The 15,077-nt window shown below is 62.5% G+C and carries 14 protein-coding genes; 9 read left to right on the forward strand and 5 right to left on the reverse strand.

Annotated elements, in window-relative coordinates; translation table 11 throughout:
• Positions 1 to 207: 207 nt before the first annotated feature.
• The 5 genes from JQ597_RS37680 (at position 208) to JQ597_RS18975 (ending at position 3,429) form a co-directional block, all read left to right on the forward strand.
• Entirely contained in the window at positions 208 to 357 is a 150-nt protein-coding gene (locus JQ597_RS37680) for a hypothetical protein (protein ID WP_249133304.1), read from the forward strand.
• A 227-nt stretch (positions 358 to 584) separates the two neighbouring features.
• A complete protein-coding gene (locus JQ597_RS18960) occupies positions 585 to 1,367 on the forward strand; it encodes a transporter substrate-binding domain-containing protein (protein WP_212265744.1) in 783 nt (260 codons plus the stop codon).
• A 24-nt stretch (positions 1,368 to 1,391) separates the two neighbouring features.
• Positions 1,392 to 2,054, forward strand: coding sequence for an amino acid ABC transporter permease (locus JQ597_RS18965; protein WP_211998316.1), 663 nt, complete (start codon positions 1,392 to 1,394; stop codon positions 2,052 to 2,054).
• Between the two features lie 3 nt (positions 2,055 to 2,057).
• Positions 2,058 to 2,708, forward strand: a complete 651-nt coding sequence (locus JQ597_RS18970) for an amino acid ABC transporter permease (RefSeq protein WP_212265745.1) — start codon at positions 2,058 to 2,060, stop codon at positions 2,706 to 2,708.
• A complete protein-coding gene (locus JQ597_RS18975) occupies positions 2,695 to 3,429 on the forward strand; it encodes an amino acid ABC transporter ATP-binding protein (protein WP_212265746.1) in 735 nt (244 codons plus the stop codon). Before JQ597_RS18970 ends, JQ597_RS18975 begins: the two co-directional genes overlap by 14 nt.
• A gap of 45 nt (positions 3,430 to 3,474) precedes the next feature.
• On the opposite strand, the gene JQ597_RS18980 is transcribed toward JQ597_RS18975, so the two are convergent.
• Both JQ597_RS18980 and JQ597_RS38295 read right to left on the reverse strand, forming a co-directional pair.
• A complete protein-coding gene (locus tag JQ597_RS18980) occupies positions 3,475 to 4,293 on the reverse strand; it encodes a hypothetical protein (protein ID WP_212265747.1) in 819 nt (272 codons plus the stop codon).
• A 53-nt stretch (positions 4,294 to 4,346) separates the two neighbouring features.
• Positions 4,347 to 4,685: a hypothetical protein gene (locus tag JQ597_RS38295; protein WP_312012058.1), complete on the reverse strand. Its 339-nt coding sequence runs from the start codon at positions 4,683 to 4,685 to the stop codon at positions 4,347 to 4,349.
• Here JQ597_RS38295 and JQ597_RS18985 point away from each other — a divergent pair.
• Both JQ597_RS18985 and JQ597_RS18990 read left to right on the forward strand, forming a co-directional pair.
• Positions 4,588 to 5,703 carry an efflux RND transporter periplasmic adaptor subunit gene (locus tag JQ597_RS18985; RefSeq protein ID WP_349628854.1) on the forward strand — a complete coding sequence of 372 codons (1,116 nt, stop codon included), beginning with the start codon at positions 4,588 to 4,590 and terminating at the stop codon, positions 5,701 to 5,703. The two genes, JQ597_RS38295 and JQ597_RS18985, sit on opposite strands and share 98 nt — an antisense overlap.
• A 9-nt stretch (positions 5,704 to 5,712) precedes the next feature.
• Positions 5,713 to 8,880 (forward strand): efflux RND transporter permease subunit, encoded by a 3,168-nt coding sequence (locus JQ597_RS18990; RefSeq protein WP_212265749.1) that lies wholly within the window; start codon positions 5,713 to 5,715, stop codon positions 8,878 to 8,880.
• 163 nt (positions 8,881 to 9,043) lie between these two features.
• Here JQ597_RS18990 and JQ597_RS18995 read toward each other — a convergent pair whose 3' ends face one another.
• Positions 9,044 to 10,045 (reverse strand): NADP-dependent oxidoreductase, encoded by a 1,002-nt coding sequence (locus JQ597_RS18995; RefSeq protein WP_211998328.1) that lies wholly within the window; start codon positions 10,043 to 10,045, stop codon positions 9,044 to 9,046.
• A 214-nt stretch (positions 10,046 to 10,259) separates the two neighbouring features.
• Here JQ597_RS18995 and JQ597_RS19000 point away from each other — a divergent pair, with 214 nt between their 5' ends.
• Both JQ597_RS19000 and JQ597_RS19005 read left to right on the forward strand, forming a co-directional pair.
• A complete protein-coding gene (locus JQ597_RS19000) occupies positions 10,260 to 11,555 on the forward strand; it encodes a dicarboxylate/amino acid:cation symporter (protein ID WP_212265750.1) in 1,296 nt (431 codons plus the stop codon).
• A gap of 12 nt (positions 11,556 to 11,567) precedes the next feature.
• Positions 11,568 to 12,506 (forward strand): amino acid ABC transporter substrate-binding protein, encoded by a 939-nt coding sequence (locus tag JQ597_RS19005; RefSeq protein WP_212265751.1) that lies wholly within the window; start codon positions 11,568 to 11,570, stop codon positions 12,504 to 12,506.
• A gap of 106 nt (positions 12,507 to 12,612) precedes the next feature.
• Here JQ597_RS19005 and JQ597_RS19010 read toward each other — a convergent pair whose 3' ends face one another.
• Positions 12,613 to 13,929 (reverse strand): bifunctional folylpolyglutamate synthase/dihydrofolate synthase, encoded by a 1,317-nt coding sequence (locus JQ597_RS19010; RefSeq protein WP_212265752.1) that lies wholly within the window; start codon positions 13,927 to 13,929, stop codon positions 12,613 to 12,615.
• Complete coding sequence (locus JQ597_RS19015) at positions 13,922 to 14,926, reverse strand: hypothetical protein (RefSeq protein WP_212265753.1); 1,005 nt, start codon at positions 14,924 to 14,926, stop codon at positions 13,922 to 13,924. Before JQ597_RS19015 ends, JQ597_RS19010 begins: the two co-directional genes overlap by 8 nt.
• Positions 14,927 to 15,077: the final 151 nt, after the last annotated feature.

Genomic DNA, 15,077 nt, shown 5'->3' on the forward strand with positions numbered 1-15,077 from the left:
GAGCCAGATGGCTGTCATTCTATGCCGATCGTATCGAGCCGGCTTCCAGGGAAATATTTTCGCACGTCGAAAAAATGATCGTAGGAACGTTGATCGTGCGGCCGGCGCGCACGTTTCGAGTAATGAGCCGGCGATCGTCCTGTTCAGCTATTTACGCCATGACTTTTAAGCAGTGGCCTCGTCGGGCGCGGCGTCGAGTTGTTCGGGGTGATACTCCTGCTCCTGAATTTTATCGACGGCCTGTACAAGCTGGCAAAGGTCAACTGGCACGTCGCGTACCAGATCGCGATGACGATTTGTTATGTCGCCCTGTCGGTACGGTTGGTTCAATTGATCCTGGCGTTTCGCGGCGAGTAGCTGGCCGCAACCCTGCATGGAATGGCGGGATGTGTATCATTTGGGCGTGAAGTTGTCATCCGGAGTGCCGTACCGCAGGCTAATTCCGAGGCAGGCGATGACAAAATAAGGAGCAACGCGGGGCATTGCCTGATCGTTGAGCATCGGGCAGGGTCCCGCACTGCGAAGGGGATCCGAAGACATTGGCCAAACCGACCGGCGATGTCGCGATGCACAGGGGACATAGGATGTTGAGGAAATCGATGCTTGCCGCGGCTTTCGCGCTCGCCACCGCCGCGCTGACCACGCCGGCCCATGCCGACGCGCTGGACTCGATCATGGCGGCCAAGGTCATCAAGGTTGCAGTGCCGCAGGATTTTGCGCCGTTCGGCTCCGCCGGGCTCGATCTCAAGCCGCAGGGCTACGACATCGACATGGCCAACCTGATCGGCAAGGCGCTCGGGGTAAAGGTCGAGATCATCGCCGTCACCAGCGCCAACCGGATTCCCTATCTGCAGACCAAGAAAGCCGACATCGTCATTTCCAGCCTCGGCAAGAATGCCGAGCGCGAGAAGGTGATCGACTTTTCCGTCGCCTATGCGCCGTTCTTCTCCGGCGTGTTCGGTACCAAGGAAATCAAGTTAGCATCGGCCGACGAGCTCAAGGGCAAGACGATCGGCGCCACCCGCGGTGCTATCGAGGAGCAGGAACTGACGAAGCTCGCGCCGGCTGACACTACCATCAAGCGTTTCGAGGATAACAACGCCACCATTGCCGCCTTCGTATCCGGGCAGGTCGACCTGATCGCGACCGGCAATACGGTCGCCGCCGCCATCGCCGAGAAGGTCCCGGCCCGGGCGCCCGCGCTCAAATTCGTGATCAAGGACAGCCCGTGCTTCATCGGGCTCAACAAGGAAGAGCCGAAGCTGCTGGCCAAGCTCAACGAGATCATCGCGCAGGCCAAGACGTCCGGCGACATCGCCAAACTGTCCGAGAAGTGGCTGAAGGCACCCTTGCCGCCGGGCTTTTGACCTGGTCGCGGGGGCCAACCCGTCATGAACTACAAGCTCCAATTCGGCGAGTTGCTGCCCCACTGGGATGTGCTGCTGTGGGGGTTGCTGTTCACCGTCGTACTGACGGTCGTATCGACCGTCGCCGGTATCGCCGTCGGCACCGCCGGCGCATCGGCGCGCACCTTCGGGCCGAAATGGCTCGGCAGCCTGGTCGCCGGCTATGTCGAGGTGATCCGCAACACGCCGTTCATCGTTCAGTTGTTTTTTATCTTCTTCGGCCTGCCGGCTGCCGGGCTGAAGCTCAGCGAATCGACCGCGGCATTCCTCGCCATGACCATCAATCTCGGCGCCTATTCGACCGAGATCATCCGCGCCGGCATCGAGGCGGTGCCGAAAGGCCATATCGAGGCCGGTATCAGCCTTGCCATGACCAAATGGGAAGTGCTGCGCCACATCGTCCTCAAGCAGGCGTTTGAGAAAATCTATCCGGCGCTGTCGTCGCAGATCATCATCGTCATGCTGGGCTCGGCCGTGGTGTCGCAGATCTCGGCGCAGGACCTGACCTACGCCGCCAACCTGATCGCCTCGCGCAACTTCCGCAACTTCGAGGTCTATCTGCTGGTGGCTTTGGCCTATCTCTTGCTCGCCATGCTGACGCGTTCGCTGCTGCGCGGCCTCGGCCGCATCCTGTTCAAGGCGAAGTGAGCCATGTTGCAGTTCAGCCTCTGGGACATCCTGTCGAACCTCCTGATCGCCACGCAGTGGACCATCGTGCTGTCGCTGATCGCCTTTGTCTGCGGCGGCGTTGTCGGGCTGATCCTGCTGTTCATGCGGACCTCCAGGATCCCGGCGCTGGAATGGTCCACCAAGATCTACATCGAGCTGTTCCAGGGCACGCCGCTGCTGATGCAGCTGTTTCTGTTCTTCTTCGGCATCGCGCTGTTCGGCGTCGAGGTGAGCCCGTGGATGGCCGCGACCCTGGCGCTGACGTTCTGGACCAGCGCCTTTCTCGCCGAGATCTGGCGTGGCTGCGTCGAGTCGATTCCGAAGGGCCAGTGGGAAGCCTCCTCCAGCCTCGCCATGAGCTACATCGAGCAGATGCGTTACGTCATCCTGCCGCAGGCCTCGCGGATCGCGGTTGCGCCGACCGTCGGTTTCTCGGTGCAGGTGGTCAAAGGCACCGCGCTGGCCTCGATCATCGGCTTCGTCGAGCTGACCAAGGCCGGCACCATGCTCAACAACGCGACGTTCCGCCCCTTCGTGGTCTATTCGCTGGTCGCGCTGATCTATTTCTGCCTGTGTTTCCCGCTGTCCTGGTGGGCGAAAAAAATCGAGAGCCGCCTCAATGTCGCTCGTTAGCATTCGTGACGTCAGAAAGAGTTTTGGTCCGAACGAGGTGCTGAAGGGCGTCTCGCTCGAGGTCGCCAAGGGCGATGTGGTCGCCATCATCGGCCGCTCCGGATCGGGCAAGAGCACGCTGCTCCGCTGCATCAATGGCCTGGAGACCTGTCAGTCCGGCGCGATCATCGCCGACGGCATCGAGGTCGGCGGCTCCACCACCAATCTGCGCGAGCTGCGCCGCCATGTCGGCATGGTGTTCCAGCAGTTCAATCTGTTTCCGCACCTGACCGCCGCCGAGAACGTGATGCTGGCGCCGACCGTCGTCAACAAGGTGTCGGCCAAGGAGGCGCGCGCCACCGCGGCCGAGGTGCTGGCGAAGGTCGGGCTGTCCGAGAAGATGGATGCCTATCCGAACCAGCTTTCCGGCGGCCAGCAGCAGCGCGTCGCGATCGCGCGTTCGCTGGCGATGCGGCCGAAAGTATTGCTGTGCGATGAAATCACCTCGGCGCTCGACCCGGAACTGGTCAACGAGGTGCTGCGCGTGGTCGAGCAACTGGCGCGCGAGGGCATGACGCTGATTCTGGTCACGCATGAGATGCGTTTCGCCCGCGACGTCGGCACCAAGCTCGTCTTCATGCACCACGGCAGGGTGCATGAAGAGGGCGTTCCGAAAGAGGTGTTTGCCGCGCCGCGGACGCCGGAACTGCAGCAGTTCGTCGGGACCGTCTCGCACGCATAGTCCGATCGCGCCGTTTTCACGGCGCGAACCGGGTAGCGCGGCCTGCTACTGCGCCTTGAACTGGGCCAGCACGTCCTGGCAGGCTGGCGACAGCCTGCCCGCGTTGGTGGCGAGGCACTGCACGATGCGGCCACCGCCCGGCTGAACGCCACCGCAGATCGTGCGGACATCGGCGCCGCAGGCCGACCGCAGCACCATCAGCTCTTCGCGCGGCCGCATCGGTCGCAGCACGATCACGGTGGGCGCGGCCGGTGCAGCAGCAGCGCCTGCCGCTGCCGGAGCTGCCGCCGCCGCGGGAGCGGCGCCCGCTGCCGGTGCGGCACCACCGCCGACGGCCGCCGTGACCGCCTTCTCGCAAGCCGGCGAAAGTTTTGCCTTGTTCTTGTCCAGGCACTGCAGCGCCGGGGCGCCGCCGGTCGGCACGCCAGCGCAGACTTTTGGATAGTCGGAGCGGCAGGCGCTGCGGACCGCGGAGATCTGCGCGCTGGACGGCTGCCCCGCGGCTGCAGGCTTGGTATCGGCCTTGGGCGCCGCGGTGGTGGTGGCAGGCTGTGCGCCGGCCGCGGCCGGAGCGGTTTCGGGCTTGGCCGCGGGCGCGGCGGCAGCCGGCGCTTGCACGGCGCGCACCGCGCTTTGACAGCTCGATGACAGGCTCGACATATTCTTCTGCAGGCATTGCAGCGAAGCTTCGCCGCCCGGCGGAATACTGGAGCAATGCGCGATATAATCCGAGCGGCATTGGGTCTTGATCGCGTCGCGTTGCGCCTGGCTCGGCGCTTGCGCAGATAACGGTGCTGCACTTGCGAATATCACTGCCGTCATCAACGCCCCGAGCGTTGCCGCACGTGTCAACGTGTTGATCATTTGAATAAATCCTTTTTGTCGTCGCTGGAGCCGCCGCTTCAACAGAAGTAAAATCATGAACGAGAAAGCGAAGAAAATTTCGCGCGCGGCATCATTTTCGGTTTCCGGTTCCCCTGCAAGTGGATTGTTGCTATTTTTATGGGATGGTCGAACGCCATAATTTGAATAGAACGCGCTTTGCAAGAACAAACGTATTGAGGCACGCAGATGAAGTCTGAGCGTTCGCTGGCATGCAGCAGACCACATGACACCTTCAGACAGAGAGGCGCCATTGCGTGTCGTGCGGTCTTCGCCATTGCCGCATTCGGCGTCTTAAGTGCCTGCGAACAAAATACTTTTGTGCCGCCGCCGCCGCCGAAAGTTGAGGTCGCCGTGCCGGTGCAGCGCAGCATCACGCGCTATCTGGAGGCGACCGGCAACACCGCGCCGATCAAGAACGTCGATCTGGTCGCGCGCGTGCAGGGCTTCCTGCAATCGATCAACTACAAGGACGGTACCTTCGTGAAAGAAGGCACCACGCTGTTCACGATCGAGCCGGAAACCTACAAACTGAAGCTCGATCAGGCGCAGGCCGCTCAAACCGGCATGGAGGCCTCGATGAAGCAGGCCGAAGCCGATTTCAAGCGGCAGTCGGAGCTGGTGCAAAGACAGGCGGTCTCGCAGGCCACGCTCGATACTTCGACGGCGGCGCGCGAAAACGCGCAGGCAAACCTGCAGCAGGCCCAGGTCAACACCAAGATTGCGGCCGTCAACTACGGCTATACCAACGTCACGGCGCCGTTCGACGGGATCGTCAGCGCGCATCTGGTCTCGGTCGGCGAACTGGTCGGCGTCTCGTCGCCGACCCAGCTTGCCACCATCGTGGCGCTCGACCCGATCTATGTGAATTTCAACGTCAACGAACAGGACGTGCTGCGGATCCGGGAAGAGGCAAGGCGGCGGGGAATGACCGTCGACGAAATCCGGCAGTTGCCGGTCGAGGTCGGATTGCAGACCGAGAGCGGCTTCCCGCACAAGGGCAAGCTCGACTACGTCTCGCCGACCCTCAATCAAGGGACCGGCACGCTCGCGGTGCGCGGCGTATTGCCGAATCCTGATCGGGCGTTGCTGCCGGGATTCTTCGTCCGGGTCCGCGTGCCCTTCGACGAGCAGTCGAATGCGCTGCTGGTGCCTGATGTGGCGCTCGGCAGCGACCAGGCCGGTCGCTACGTGCTGGTCGTCAACGGCGAGAACGTGGTCGAACAGCGCAAGGTACAGACCGGGCCGCTCGAGCGCACGCTACGCGTCATCGAAAGCGGTTTGAAGGGCGATGATCGCGTCGTCACCGCCGGGCTGCTCCGTGCGATCCCCGGTCAGAAGGTCGACCCGCAGGTCAAGAAAATCGAAGCGTCGCCGGCGTCAGCCAAATAAGGACCGGCCATGATTTCGAAATTCTTCATCGAGCGGCCCGTCCTTTCCAACGTCATCGCGATCCTGATGATCCTGATCGGCGGGGTGTGCCTGTTCCGCCTCGCGGTGGCGCAATATCCTGATGTGGTACCGCCGACGGTGCAGGTGACGACGCGCTATCCCGGCGCCAGCGCCAAGACCGTGATCGATACCGTGGCGCTGCCGATCGAACAGCAGGTCAACGGCGTTGAGGACATGCTGTACATGCAGTCCTACAGCGGCGCCGACGGCACCTATTCGCTGACGGTGACGTTCAAGATCGGCACCGACCTCAACTTCGCGCAGGTGCTGGTGCAAAACCGGGTGTCGAGCGCGCTGGCGCAGCTGCCGCAGTCGGTGCAGAACCAGGGCGTCACCGTGCAGAAGAAGTCGACGGCGGTCCTGCTGTTCGTGACGTTGACGTCGCCGAATGCGACCTATGACAGCCTGTTCCTGAGCAACTACGCCACCATCAACATCAGGGACGAACTGTCGCGCCTGCCCGGCGTCGGCAACGTCACGGTGTTTGGCGCCGGCCAGTATTCGATGCGGGTCTGGCTTGATCCGAACAAGCTGCAGGTGCGCAACCTGATGCCGCAGGATGTCGTCTCCTCGATTCAGCAGCAGAGCCAGCAGGTCACGGCAGGCCAGGTCGGCGCCCCGCCGGCGCCTGCGGGACAGGCGTTCCAGTACACGCTGAACGTCAATGGGCGGCTCAGCGACAAGAGCGAGTTCGAGGACATCATCGTCAAGGTCGGCAGCAATGGCGACGTCACCCGTGTCCGCGACGTCGGCTGGGTCGAGCTCGGCGCCCAGACCTACAGCCAGGCGTTCTCGCTCAACAACAAGCCCGCCACCGGCATCGGCGTGTTCCAGTCGCCCGGCGCCAACGCGCTCGAGGTCGAGAAGGCCGTCAGGGAAAAGATGGTGGTGCTCGCCAAGGCGTTTCCGCATGACGTGAAACATGATACGCCGTTCGACACCACGAAATTCGTCTCGGAATCGATCAAGGAGGTCTACAAGACGCTGATCGAGGCCGGCTTCCTCGTCCTGATCGTAATCCTGATCTTCCTGCAGGATTGGCGGGCAATGCTGGTGCCGGCGACGACAGTGCCGGTGACGATCATCGGCGCCTTCGCCGCGATGGCGGCGCTCGGCTTCACCGTCAACATTTCGACCCTGTTCGCCATCGTGCTCGCGATCGGCATCGTGGTCGACGACGCCATCGTCGTGGTCGAGGGCGCGGCGCATAATATCGAGAAGGGCATGTCCGGCCATGACGCCGCGATATCGGCGATGGACGCGCTGTTCGCGCCGATCGTCGGCATCACGCTGGTGCTGATCTCGGTGTTCCTGCCGTCGGCCTTCCTGCCGGGACTGACGGGGCGGATGTATTCGCAATTCGCGCTGGTGATCGCGGCGACCGCGCTGCTCAGCGCCATCAATGCCGCGACGCTGAAGCCGACGCAATGCGCGCTGTGGCTGCGCCGGCCGGCGCCGCCGGAACAGCGCAATTTCTTCTACCGCGGCTTCAACGCGGTCTATGACCGGGTCGAACGCGCATATGCCCGGCTGATCGGCCGCCTGGTCGCGCACAGCAATATCTCCGTGATTTTTGCCCTCATCCTGATCTGCGGCGCCGGTTACGGCCTGTCGCGGGTGCCGACCGGGTTTATTCCCATTGAAGATCAGGGCTATCTCTTGGTCGCCGTGCAACTGCCCGACGGCGCCTCGCTCGATCGCACCCAGCAAGTGCTCACCCGGGTCAGCGAAATCGCCGGCAAGCACCCGGGCGTCGATCAGGTCATCAGCATTTCCGGCATCTCGGCGCTGGATAGTTCTTCCAGCCTGGCCAATGCCGGCGTCGCCTATCTGATCCTCAAGGAGTGGAGTGCGCGCGGTGAGGGCGAGGACCTGCGGTCGCTGTTCGTCGGCCTGAACGAGAAGATGTCTGCCATCGAGGAGGCGCGAATCCTGGTGGTTCCGCCGCCGCCGATCCAGGGCATCGGCAACGCCGCCGGTTTTGCGATGCAGGTTCAGTTGCGCGACGGCAATGCCGACTACGGCAAGCTGCAGGCGATTGCCGGCGCCATCGTCTCCAACGCGCAGACGCAAAGCGCGCTGCAGCGCGTCAGCTCGTCGTTCCGTTCGATGGTGCCGCAATTCGACGTCGAGGTGGACCGGGTCAAGACCCAGACCCTGCATGTCACGACCGACCAGATATTCTCGACGCTGTCGTCCTATATGGGATCGACCTACGTCAACCAGTTCAACAAGTTCGGTCGCACCTTCCAGGTCTATGCCCAGGCGGATGCGCAATATCGCCTGACCTTGCGCGACATGGCGAACATGATGGTGCGCAACAGCAATGGCGACATGATCCCGCTCGGCACGGTCGCCAAGATCACGCCTTCGGTCGGCCCCTCGCTGATCAGCCTGTACAATCTCTATCCGTCCGCGAGCATCATCGGCCTGCCGGCCACGGGCTACAGTTCGGGCCAGTCGATGAAACTGATGGAGGAGATCGCCGGAAAGACCCTGCCGCAGGGCACCGGCTTTGAATGGACGGCCATGTCGTACCAGGAGAAGGTCGTCGGCGGCCAGATCTACTGGGCGTTCGGGCTCGCGCTGTTGCTGGTCTATCTCGTGCTGGCCGGACAATATGAAAGCTGGTTTGCGCCGATCTCGGTGATATTAGCGGTGCCGTTGTCGCTGCTCGGTCCGATGATCGTGCTGACGGGCCTGCGGATCGAGAACAACCTCTATACCCAGATCGGCATCATCCTGCTGATAGCGCTGTCGGCCAAGAACGCCATTCTGATCGTCGAGGTCGCGCTCGAACTGCATGTGCGCGACCGCAAGCCGCTGCTGGAATCCGCCGTTGAGGCGGCGCGAGCCCGGTTCCGGCCGATCCTGATGACGTCGTTTGCCTTCATCCTCGGCGTGGTGCCGCTGGTGCTGGCGACCGGCGCCGGCGCCAACGCCCGCAAATCGATCGGCATCACCGTGTTCTCGGGCATGCTGGCCTCGACCTGTCTGGCGGTGCTGTTCGTGCCGACGTTCTTTGTCGTGGTGCAGCGGTTCGAGAACTGGCTCAGCGAGCGGAAGCGGAAGAAAGCGGGCGGGCAGGTGGCGCCGCAGGCACCGGCGGCGCATTAGATCTGTTTGCTCCCTCGCCCCGCTCTTGCGGGGAGAGGGTTGGGGTGAGGGGCTCTCTCCGCGAAATTGGTGCGAGTTGATAAACCTGTACCCCCTCACCCGGATCACATCTGCGATGTGATCCGACCTCTCCCCGCAAGCGGGGCGAGGTGAAACGAGAGCCCTACACCTTCACCATCCGCTTGCCGCGGTTCTCGCCGGCCAATAGTCCGATCAGCGCCTGCGGTGTGTTTTCCAGGCCGTTGATGACATCTTCCTGCACTTTCAGTTTGCCGGAAGCGACCCAGGACTGCAGGTCCTTCAGGGCCTGATCGCGCTCGTTCATGTAGTCCATCACGATGAAGCCCTGCATGATCAGGCGCTTCACCACGATCAGGCCGGGCACCCCGCGCGGGCCAGTCGCCGACGGCACGCCGTCATATTGCGAGATCGCGCCGCAGCAGGAGATGCGGCCGCGGTTGTTCATCAGCGCGATGCAGGCCTCCAGAATGTCGCCGCCGACATTGTCGAAATAGACGTCGATGCCCTTCGGCGCCGCTGCCCGCAGCGCCTTGTAGGTCGCGCCGTCCTTGTAATCGACCGCGGCGTCGAAGCCGAGTTCGCTGGTGAGCCAGTTACATTTATCCTTGCCGCCGGCGATGCCGACGACGTGGCATCCCTTGATTTTTGCAATCTGGCCGACGATCGAGCCGACCGAGCCGGCCGCGGCCGAGACCACGACGGTTTCACCTTCCTTGGGCTTGCCGACATGGAGCAGGCCGAAATAGGCGGTAAGGCCGGCGATGCCATAGACGCTGAGCAGATGCGTCATCGGCTCCATCCGGGGCATTTTTGTCAAATGCTTTGCGGGCACCGCCGCGTAATCCTGCCAGCCGGTATCGCCGAACACGATGTCGCCGGGGCTGAGGCCAGGTGCCTTCGAGGACACGACCTCGGCGATGCCGCCGCCGGCCATCACGGTGTTGGCCTCGACCGCGGCGCGATAGGTGGCGCCGTGCATCCAGGCGCGGTTGGCGGCGTCGAGCGAGATATAGCGCGCCCGCACCAGCACCTCGCCGTCCTTCGGCTCCGGCACCGCGCCCTCCGACATCTTGAAATGCTCGGGCCCGAGTTTTCCGGTCGGCTTTTCCACCAGCAGGATCTGGCGATTGACGGTAGCGTTCATGGCGTTCCTTCCCTCGGATTGATCGTTCTTGATGCAGTTGATCGCATATCAGGCGACCGATTGCACATGTTGTGCGCTGCACCGAACGCTAGTCGCCGTGCGCGTGATCCACAACGGAAACATTTCGGCAAGTGTGTAAATTGTCGCAAGTTTGTTGCGCCGCCCTCCAAATCTGCCAAACTTAAGGTTGCCGGAAAAACGGGGGTCAGAAAAAATGTCGAGCAGGTTCACACAATACATCCTGATCGCGATGGCGCTTGGCATCGTGATGGGGACCGTCGTTTTCAATTACATGCCCGACAATCGGGTGGCGATCGCGGCTGATGTAAATCTGGTCGCAATGCTGTTCCTGCGCCTGATCAAGATGATCATCGCGCCATTGGTGTTCGCCACGCTGGTCGGCGGCATCGCCCATATGGGCTCCGGCTCGAGGCTCGGCCGGATTTTTGCGAAGACCATGGGCTGGTTCGTCACCGCCTCGTTCGTCTCGTTGCTGCTCGGCCTTGTCATGGTCAACCTGCTGGAGCCCGGAGCGAACTTCCCCGGCACGCTGCCCGACAAGTCGCAGTCGACCGGACTGCCGGTGTCGGCGTTCTCGTTCGAAAAATTCCTGATGCATCTGATCCCGACCTCGATCGCCGATGCGATGGCGCAGAATGAAATCCTGCAGATCGTGGTGTTTGCGGTGTTCTTCGCCGTCGCCCTCGGCGCGATGCCGGAGGAACGCTCCAAGCCGATCCTGTCGCTGATCGACGATCTCGCCCACATCATGCTCAAGGTCACCGGCTATGTGATGCTGTTCGCGCCGCTGGCGGTATGGGCGGCGATCATGGCGACGGTGGCGAAGAACGGCCTCGGCGTCCTGTGGAAGCTGATCGTCTTCATGGGCGGCTTCTATCTGTCGCTGGCGATCCTCTGGATCATCCTGATCGTCGTCGGCTTCATCGTGATCGGGCCGAGATACAAGAACCTGCTGCGGCTGATCCGCGAGCCGCTGATGATCGCGTTCTCGACCGCGTCGTCGGAGGCCGCCTATCCGAAGACGCTCGAAGGGCTCAACCGGTTCGGGGCGTCGTCGCGCATCTCGAGCTTCGTGCTGCCGCTGGGTTACTCGTTCAACCTCGACGGCACCATGATGTACTGCACCTTCGCGAGCGTGTTTATCGCGCAGACCTATCACATCGACATGCCGCTCGGGACCCAGCTTGCGATGCTGGCAACGCTGATGATCACCTCGAAGGGGGTCGCAGGCGTTCCCCGCGCGTCCCTGGTGGTGATCGCCTCGACGCTCAGCCAGTTCGGCATTCCCGAGGCGGGCCTGTTGATGATCATGGGTATCGATACGTTCCTCGACATGGGACGCAGCGCCACCAACGTGATCGGCAATTCGCTCGCCACCGCCGTGGTTGCGAAATGGGAAGGCGAGCTCAAACCCGAGCACGAGCTTGGCCCCGATGACGTGGTCCCGACGGATGCCGTTCCCGGCGAGCCCATCCCGGCCACGCATTGACGGGAGAGATGCATGCATCAGTTCCCAAGAGGGCTTGCGCGTAGGCCGATAGCGGCTGCGGGTCTGTTGCTGGCAGCATGTCTGCTGGCAACGCCGGCGGCGGCCCAGACCGCGAGCGAGGGGCTCAGCCCCACGCTCGCCAACATCAAGCGGACGCATGTGGTGCGGCTCGGCTATCGCGAGAGCTCGCCGCCGTTCTCGTTCCTCGACCACTCCAACCGGCCGATCGGCTACAGTCTCGAATTGTGCGAGGCGATCGTCGAGGAAATCGGGGTCGAGGTCGACGATGCGAACCTCAAGATCGAATACGTCAAGGTCACCTCGGACGACCGCATTCCCGCAGTGACGGAAAACAAGATCGACCTCGAATGCGGGTCGACCACGGCCAATGCCGAACGCGCCAAACTGGTGGCGTTCTCGCCGCTGATGTTCGTGGCCGGCACCAAGCTGATGGTGCCAAAAGCCTCGACGATCTCGGCGCCGACGGACCTGAAGGGCAAGACGGTGGTGGTCACCAAAGGCACCACCAACGAGCAGGCGATGCATAATGTCGACAAGAAGTTCTCGCTCGGCCTGAACATCCTGACCTCGCCCGACCACGAGCAATCCTACCAGATGCTGGTGGACGGCAAGGCCGACGCGTTTGCCACCGACGACATCCTGCTCTACGGCCTGATCGCGCGGCACAAGGCCCAGGCCCAGTTCAAGGTCACGGGCGAGTATCTGTCCTACGATCCCTACGGCATCATGTTCCGCAAGGGCGAGCCGCAGCTCAAGGCGGTGGTCGAGCGCACCTTCCGCAAGCTCGGCTCGGGCCGCGATCTGGTGCCGCTCTACAATAAATGGTTCGTGGGGCGGCTGCCGACCGGCGAGAAGCTGGGTGTTTCGATCTCGCCGCAGCTCGAAGAGGCTTTTAAGGTGCTCGACGACTCGGCCGGGGGAGCCAACTAAGGCTGACGTCATTGCGAACGAAGCGAAGCAATCCATCTAGCCGTGTAAAGAAAGAATGGATTGCTTCGTCGCAAGGGCTCCTCGCAATGACGGCGGGGAGACGGAACTAAAAAAACCGCAAATCCTGCGCGCGGCCACCACGGACGGTCGTGGCGTATTCGATCGCCAGGAACAGTCCGCCCGCGACATATAGTTTGCGCTTTCGTGATGCTGCCAACGCATCGGCGAGCCGCACAGCGTCCTCGATCGTTGTGGCAACATGAATATCCGCCGCGGGATTGGCGAGCCGCGCCGCGGCGGCGATGTCGTGCGGGTCCGCGCCCTTGTGGTACGCCGCCGTGCAGATGATCGTATCGAACGCCGGCGCCAGCGCGCCGACGATCTCGCCGGCCTTCTTGTCTCCGGAGGCGCCGGTGACGAGGATCCAGTCGTCGGCGCCGTGGATCGCCTTGAGACTTGCGAGCGATTGTCGGATGCCGTCGGGGGTGTGACCGACATCGATCACCGTGAGCGGATCCTGCGCGATGATTTCGAGACGGCCGGGCCATCGCGTATCGCGCAGGCCTGATCGCACCGCGTCCTCGATCCGGTCGGGCGCCTTGAGGGGGTTGGCGCGTTGCAGCCACAGCAAGAACAGCGCGACGGCAATCGCGGCATTGTTGAACTGAACCGTGCCGAGCAGGTTCGCCTCCAATCCCTGATATTCGTAATCACCGAACCGGAAATCGAACTGCTGCCCTGAGGCCGATGCCAGCTCACCGCCGATATCGATCTGGTGGCGGACGAACAGCGATGTGACATCCCGATACCGGTTATGTTCGTAGAGATGCCGCTGCAACGGTAGGCAATTCTCGCCGTAAATGATGGTGCCGCCGGCGGCACAGGCGTCACTCTTGTCGGAGGCGATCAGTTCGAGCGAGTTGCCGAGCAGTTCGACATGTTCGTAATCGACCGAGGTCACGCAGGTCTCGCGCGCGCCAACCAGGCGGACCGGATCATAGCGGCCGCCGATCCCGGCCTCGAACACGATGAATTCACAATTCGCCTCCGAGAAATGTAGGCAGGCGAGCGCGAACAGCGCCTCGAAGGCACCGAAGCGGTCGCTGCGCCGGTCTGCAACCGCGGCAATGGCCGCGTCGACGCGTTGCTTCAAGCGCGCAAAGGCATCGTTGCTGATCTCGGCCCCGTTGATCCGGATCCGCTCGTTGAAACGCTCAAGATGCGGCGAGGTGAAGAGGCCGGTTCGCAGGCCATAGGCGCGACCGATCGCGGCGCACATCGCGGCCGTGCTGCCCTTGCCGTTCGAGCCGGTCACCACGACCGAACTGCGCTGCAGCCGTGCGCGATCGATCCCGAGCGCGTCGAGCAATTCGGCCAGGCGCGCGAGGCAGATGCCGTCGCCATATTTCGGCAGGTCAAACACCGAGCAGTCCCATCGCGTGAAACGTGTGATGCCAGATTTTGAGAATCAGATCGCCGCGATCGGATTCTTCCAGCAGCCGGATCGACGGATTGGAATTGACCTCGATCACGGCTGCCGCGCCGGGCTCGCCGCCAATGCCGGCGAACAGATCGACGGCTGCGACACGAAGCCCGAGCGCGCGGGCGGCGTTTTTCGCCAGCGTAACCGCTGCTTCGGAAGGCGCTGCTTCCAGCACCATCGTTCCGCCTGCGCTCAGATTCATCCGGCCGGGAATGTCGCGGCGTTCGCCCTTTGCCAGCACGGCGTCGAGCGAGGAGTCGCTATCCCCGGGCGACACCGGCGAAAGGCCGCGGGCGCGAAGGGCATCGTTATGGGCAGCGAACAATTCGCGCAACGTGTGTACGCCGTCGCCGCGGACGAAGGGCGGATATTTGCGCGCGCAATACAGTGCATCATCGTCGAGCAGGAATATCCGGAACTCGACGCCTTCGACGATCGGCTGGATCAGGACCGCGTCGTAATATTTCGCGACGTCGTCGAGATGCTGGATCAGCGAAGCCTCGTCGTGGATCCTTTGTGCGAAATCGCCGCGCGATCCCGTCAGCGGTTTGGCGAAGGCGGATCCGCCCAGCTTGCGAAAATACGCCAGCGCGTCGGCGCGCTCATGGCCCAATGGTCGATGCGCACGATAGCGATCGTGCAGGAAGAAATATTCACCGCCGATCGTTCGCACGCCGGCTTCGTCAAGGATTCTGCCGGTGAAGTATTTGTCGGAAGCCAGCGTCGAGGCGGTGGCGTTGTTCTGCGGATACCATGAGCAGCGCCCCGCGCCGAAATGCAGGGATTTTGCCTCTGAAGCCACGCTGAAGATCAGTCCCGAGCCGCCGTCGAGATCGCGAAAAGTTAATCCGAATTCGGCGCAGGCGAATTCGGCATAGATCGACTGGTCCGGATAAAAGCCCGGTCTACCTTGTCGAAATTCTCTCACGCTTCGCATGCGGGCTCTTTTGACGCGTTCTAAGATTGCGTAGCAATTTATTGCCAGATTGGTGCCGATTTCAGCAAGTTAATTGCGTGCGTGATCTTTGTTAACGAAGACCAATCGAACCTTTCTGCAAAATAAACCGACTGCCATTCCGAGTTCTCAA

The organism is Bradyrhizobium sp. AUGA SZCCT0177 (assembly GCF_018130125.1).
GTDB lineage: Bacteria > Pseudomonadota > Alphaproteobacteria > Rhizobiales > Xanthobacteraceae > Bradyrhizobium.

Coding starts and splice junctions, on each gene's coding strand:
- JQ597_RS18960 (WP_212265744.1), top strand. CDS start 585: ATGTTGAGGAAATCGATGCTTGCCGCGGCTTTCGCGCTCGCCACCGCC.
- JQ597_RS18965 (WP_211998316.1), top strand. CDS start 1,392: ATGAACTACAAGCTCCAATTCGGCGAGTTGCTGCCCCACTGGGATGTG.
- JQ597_RS18970 (WP_212265745.1), top strand. CDS start 2,058: ATGTTGCAGTTCAGCCTCTGGGACATCCTGTCGAACCTCCTGATCGCC.
- JQ597_RS18975 (WP_212265746.1), top strand. CDS start 2,695: ATGTCGCTCGTTAGCATTCGTGACGTCAGAAAGAGTTTTGGTCCGAAC.
- JQ597_RS18980 (WP_212265747.1), bottom strand. CDS start 4,293: ATGATCAACACGTTGACACGTGCGGCAACGCTCGGGGCGTTGATGACG.
- JQ597_RS38295 (WP_312012058.1), bottom strand. CDS start 4,685: ATGCTGCGCTGCACCGGCACGGCGACCTCAACTTTCGGCGGCGGCGGC.
- JQ597_RS18990 (WP_212265749.1), top strand. CDS start 5,713: ATGATTTCGAAATTCTTCATCGAGCGGCCCGTCCTTTCCAACGTCATC.
- JQ597_RS18995 (WP_211998328.1), bottom strand. CDS start 10,045: ATGAACGCTACCGTCAATCGCCAGATCCTGCTGGTGGAAAAGCCGACC.
- JQ597_RS19000 (WP_212265750.1), top strand. CDS start 10,260: ATGTCGAGCAGGTTCACACAATACATCCTGATCGCGATGGCGCTTGGC.
- JQ597_RS19005 (WP_212265751.1), top strand. CDS start 11,568: ATGCATCAGTTCCCAAGAGGGCTTGCGCGTAGGCCGATAGCGGCTGCG.
- JQ597_RS19015 (WP_212265753.1), bottom strand. CDS start 14,926: ATGCGAAGCGTGAGAGAATTTCGACAAGGTAGACCGGGCTTTTATCCG.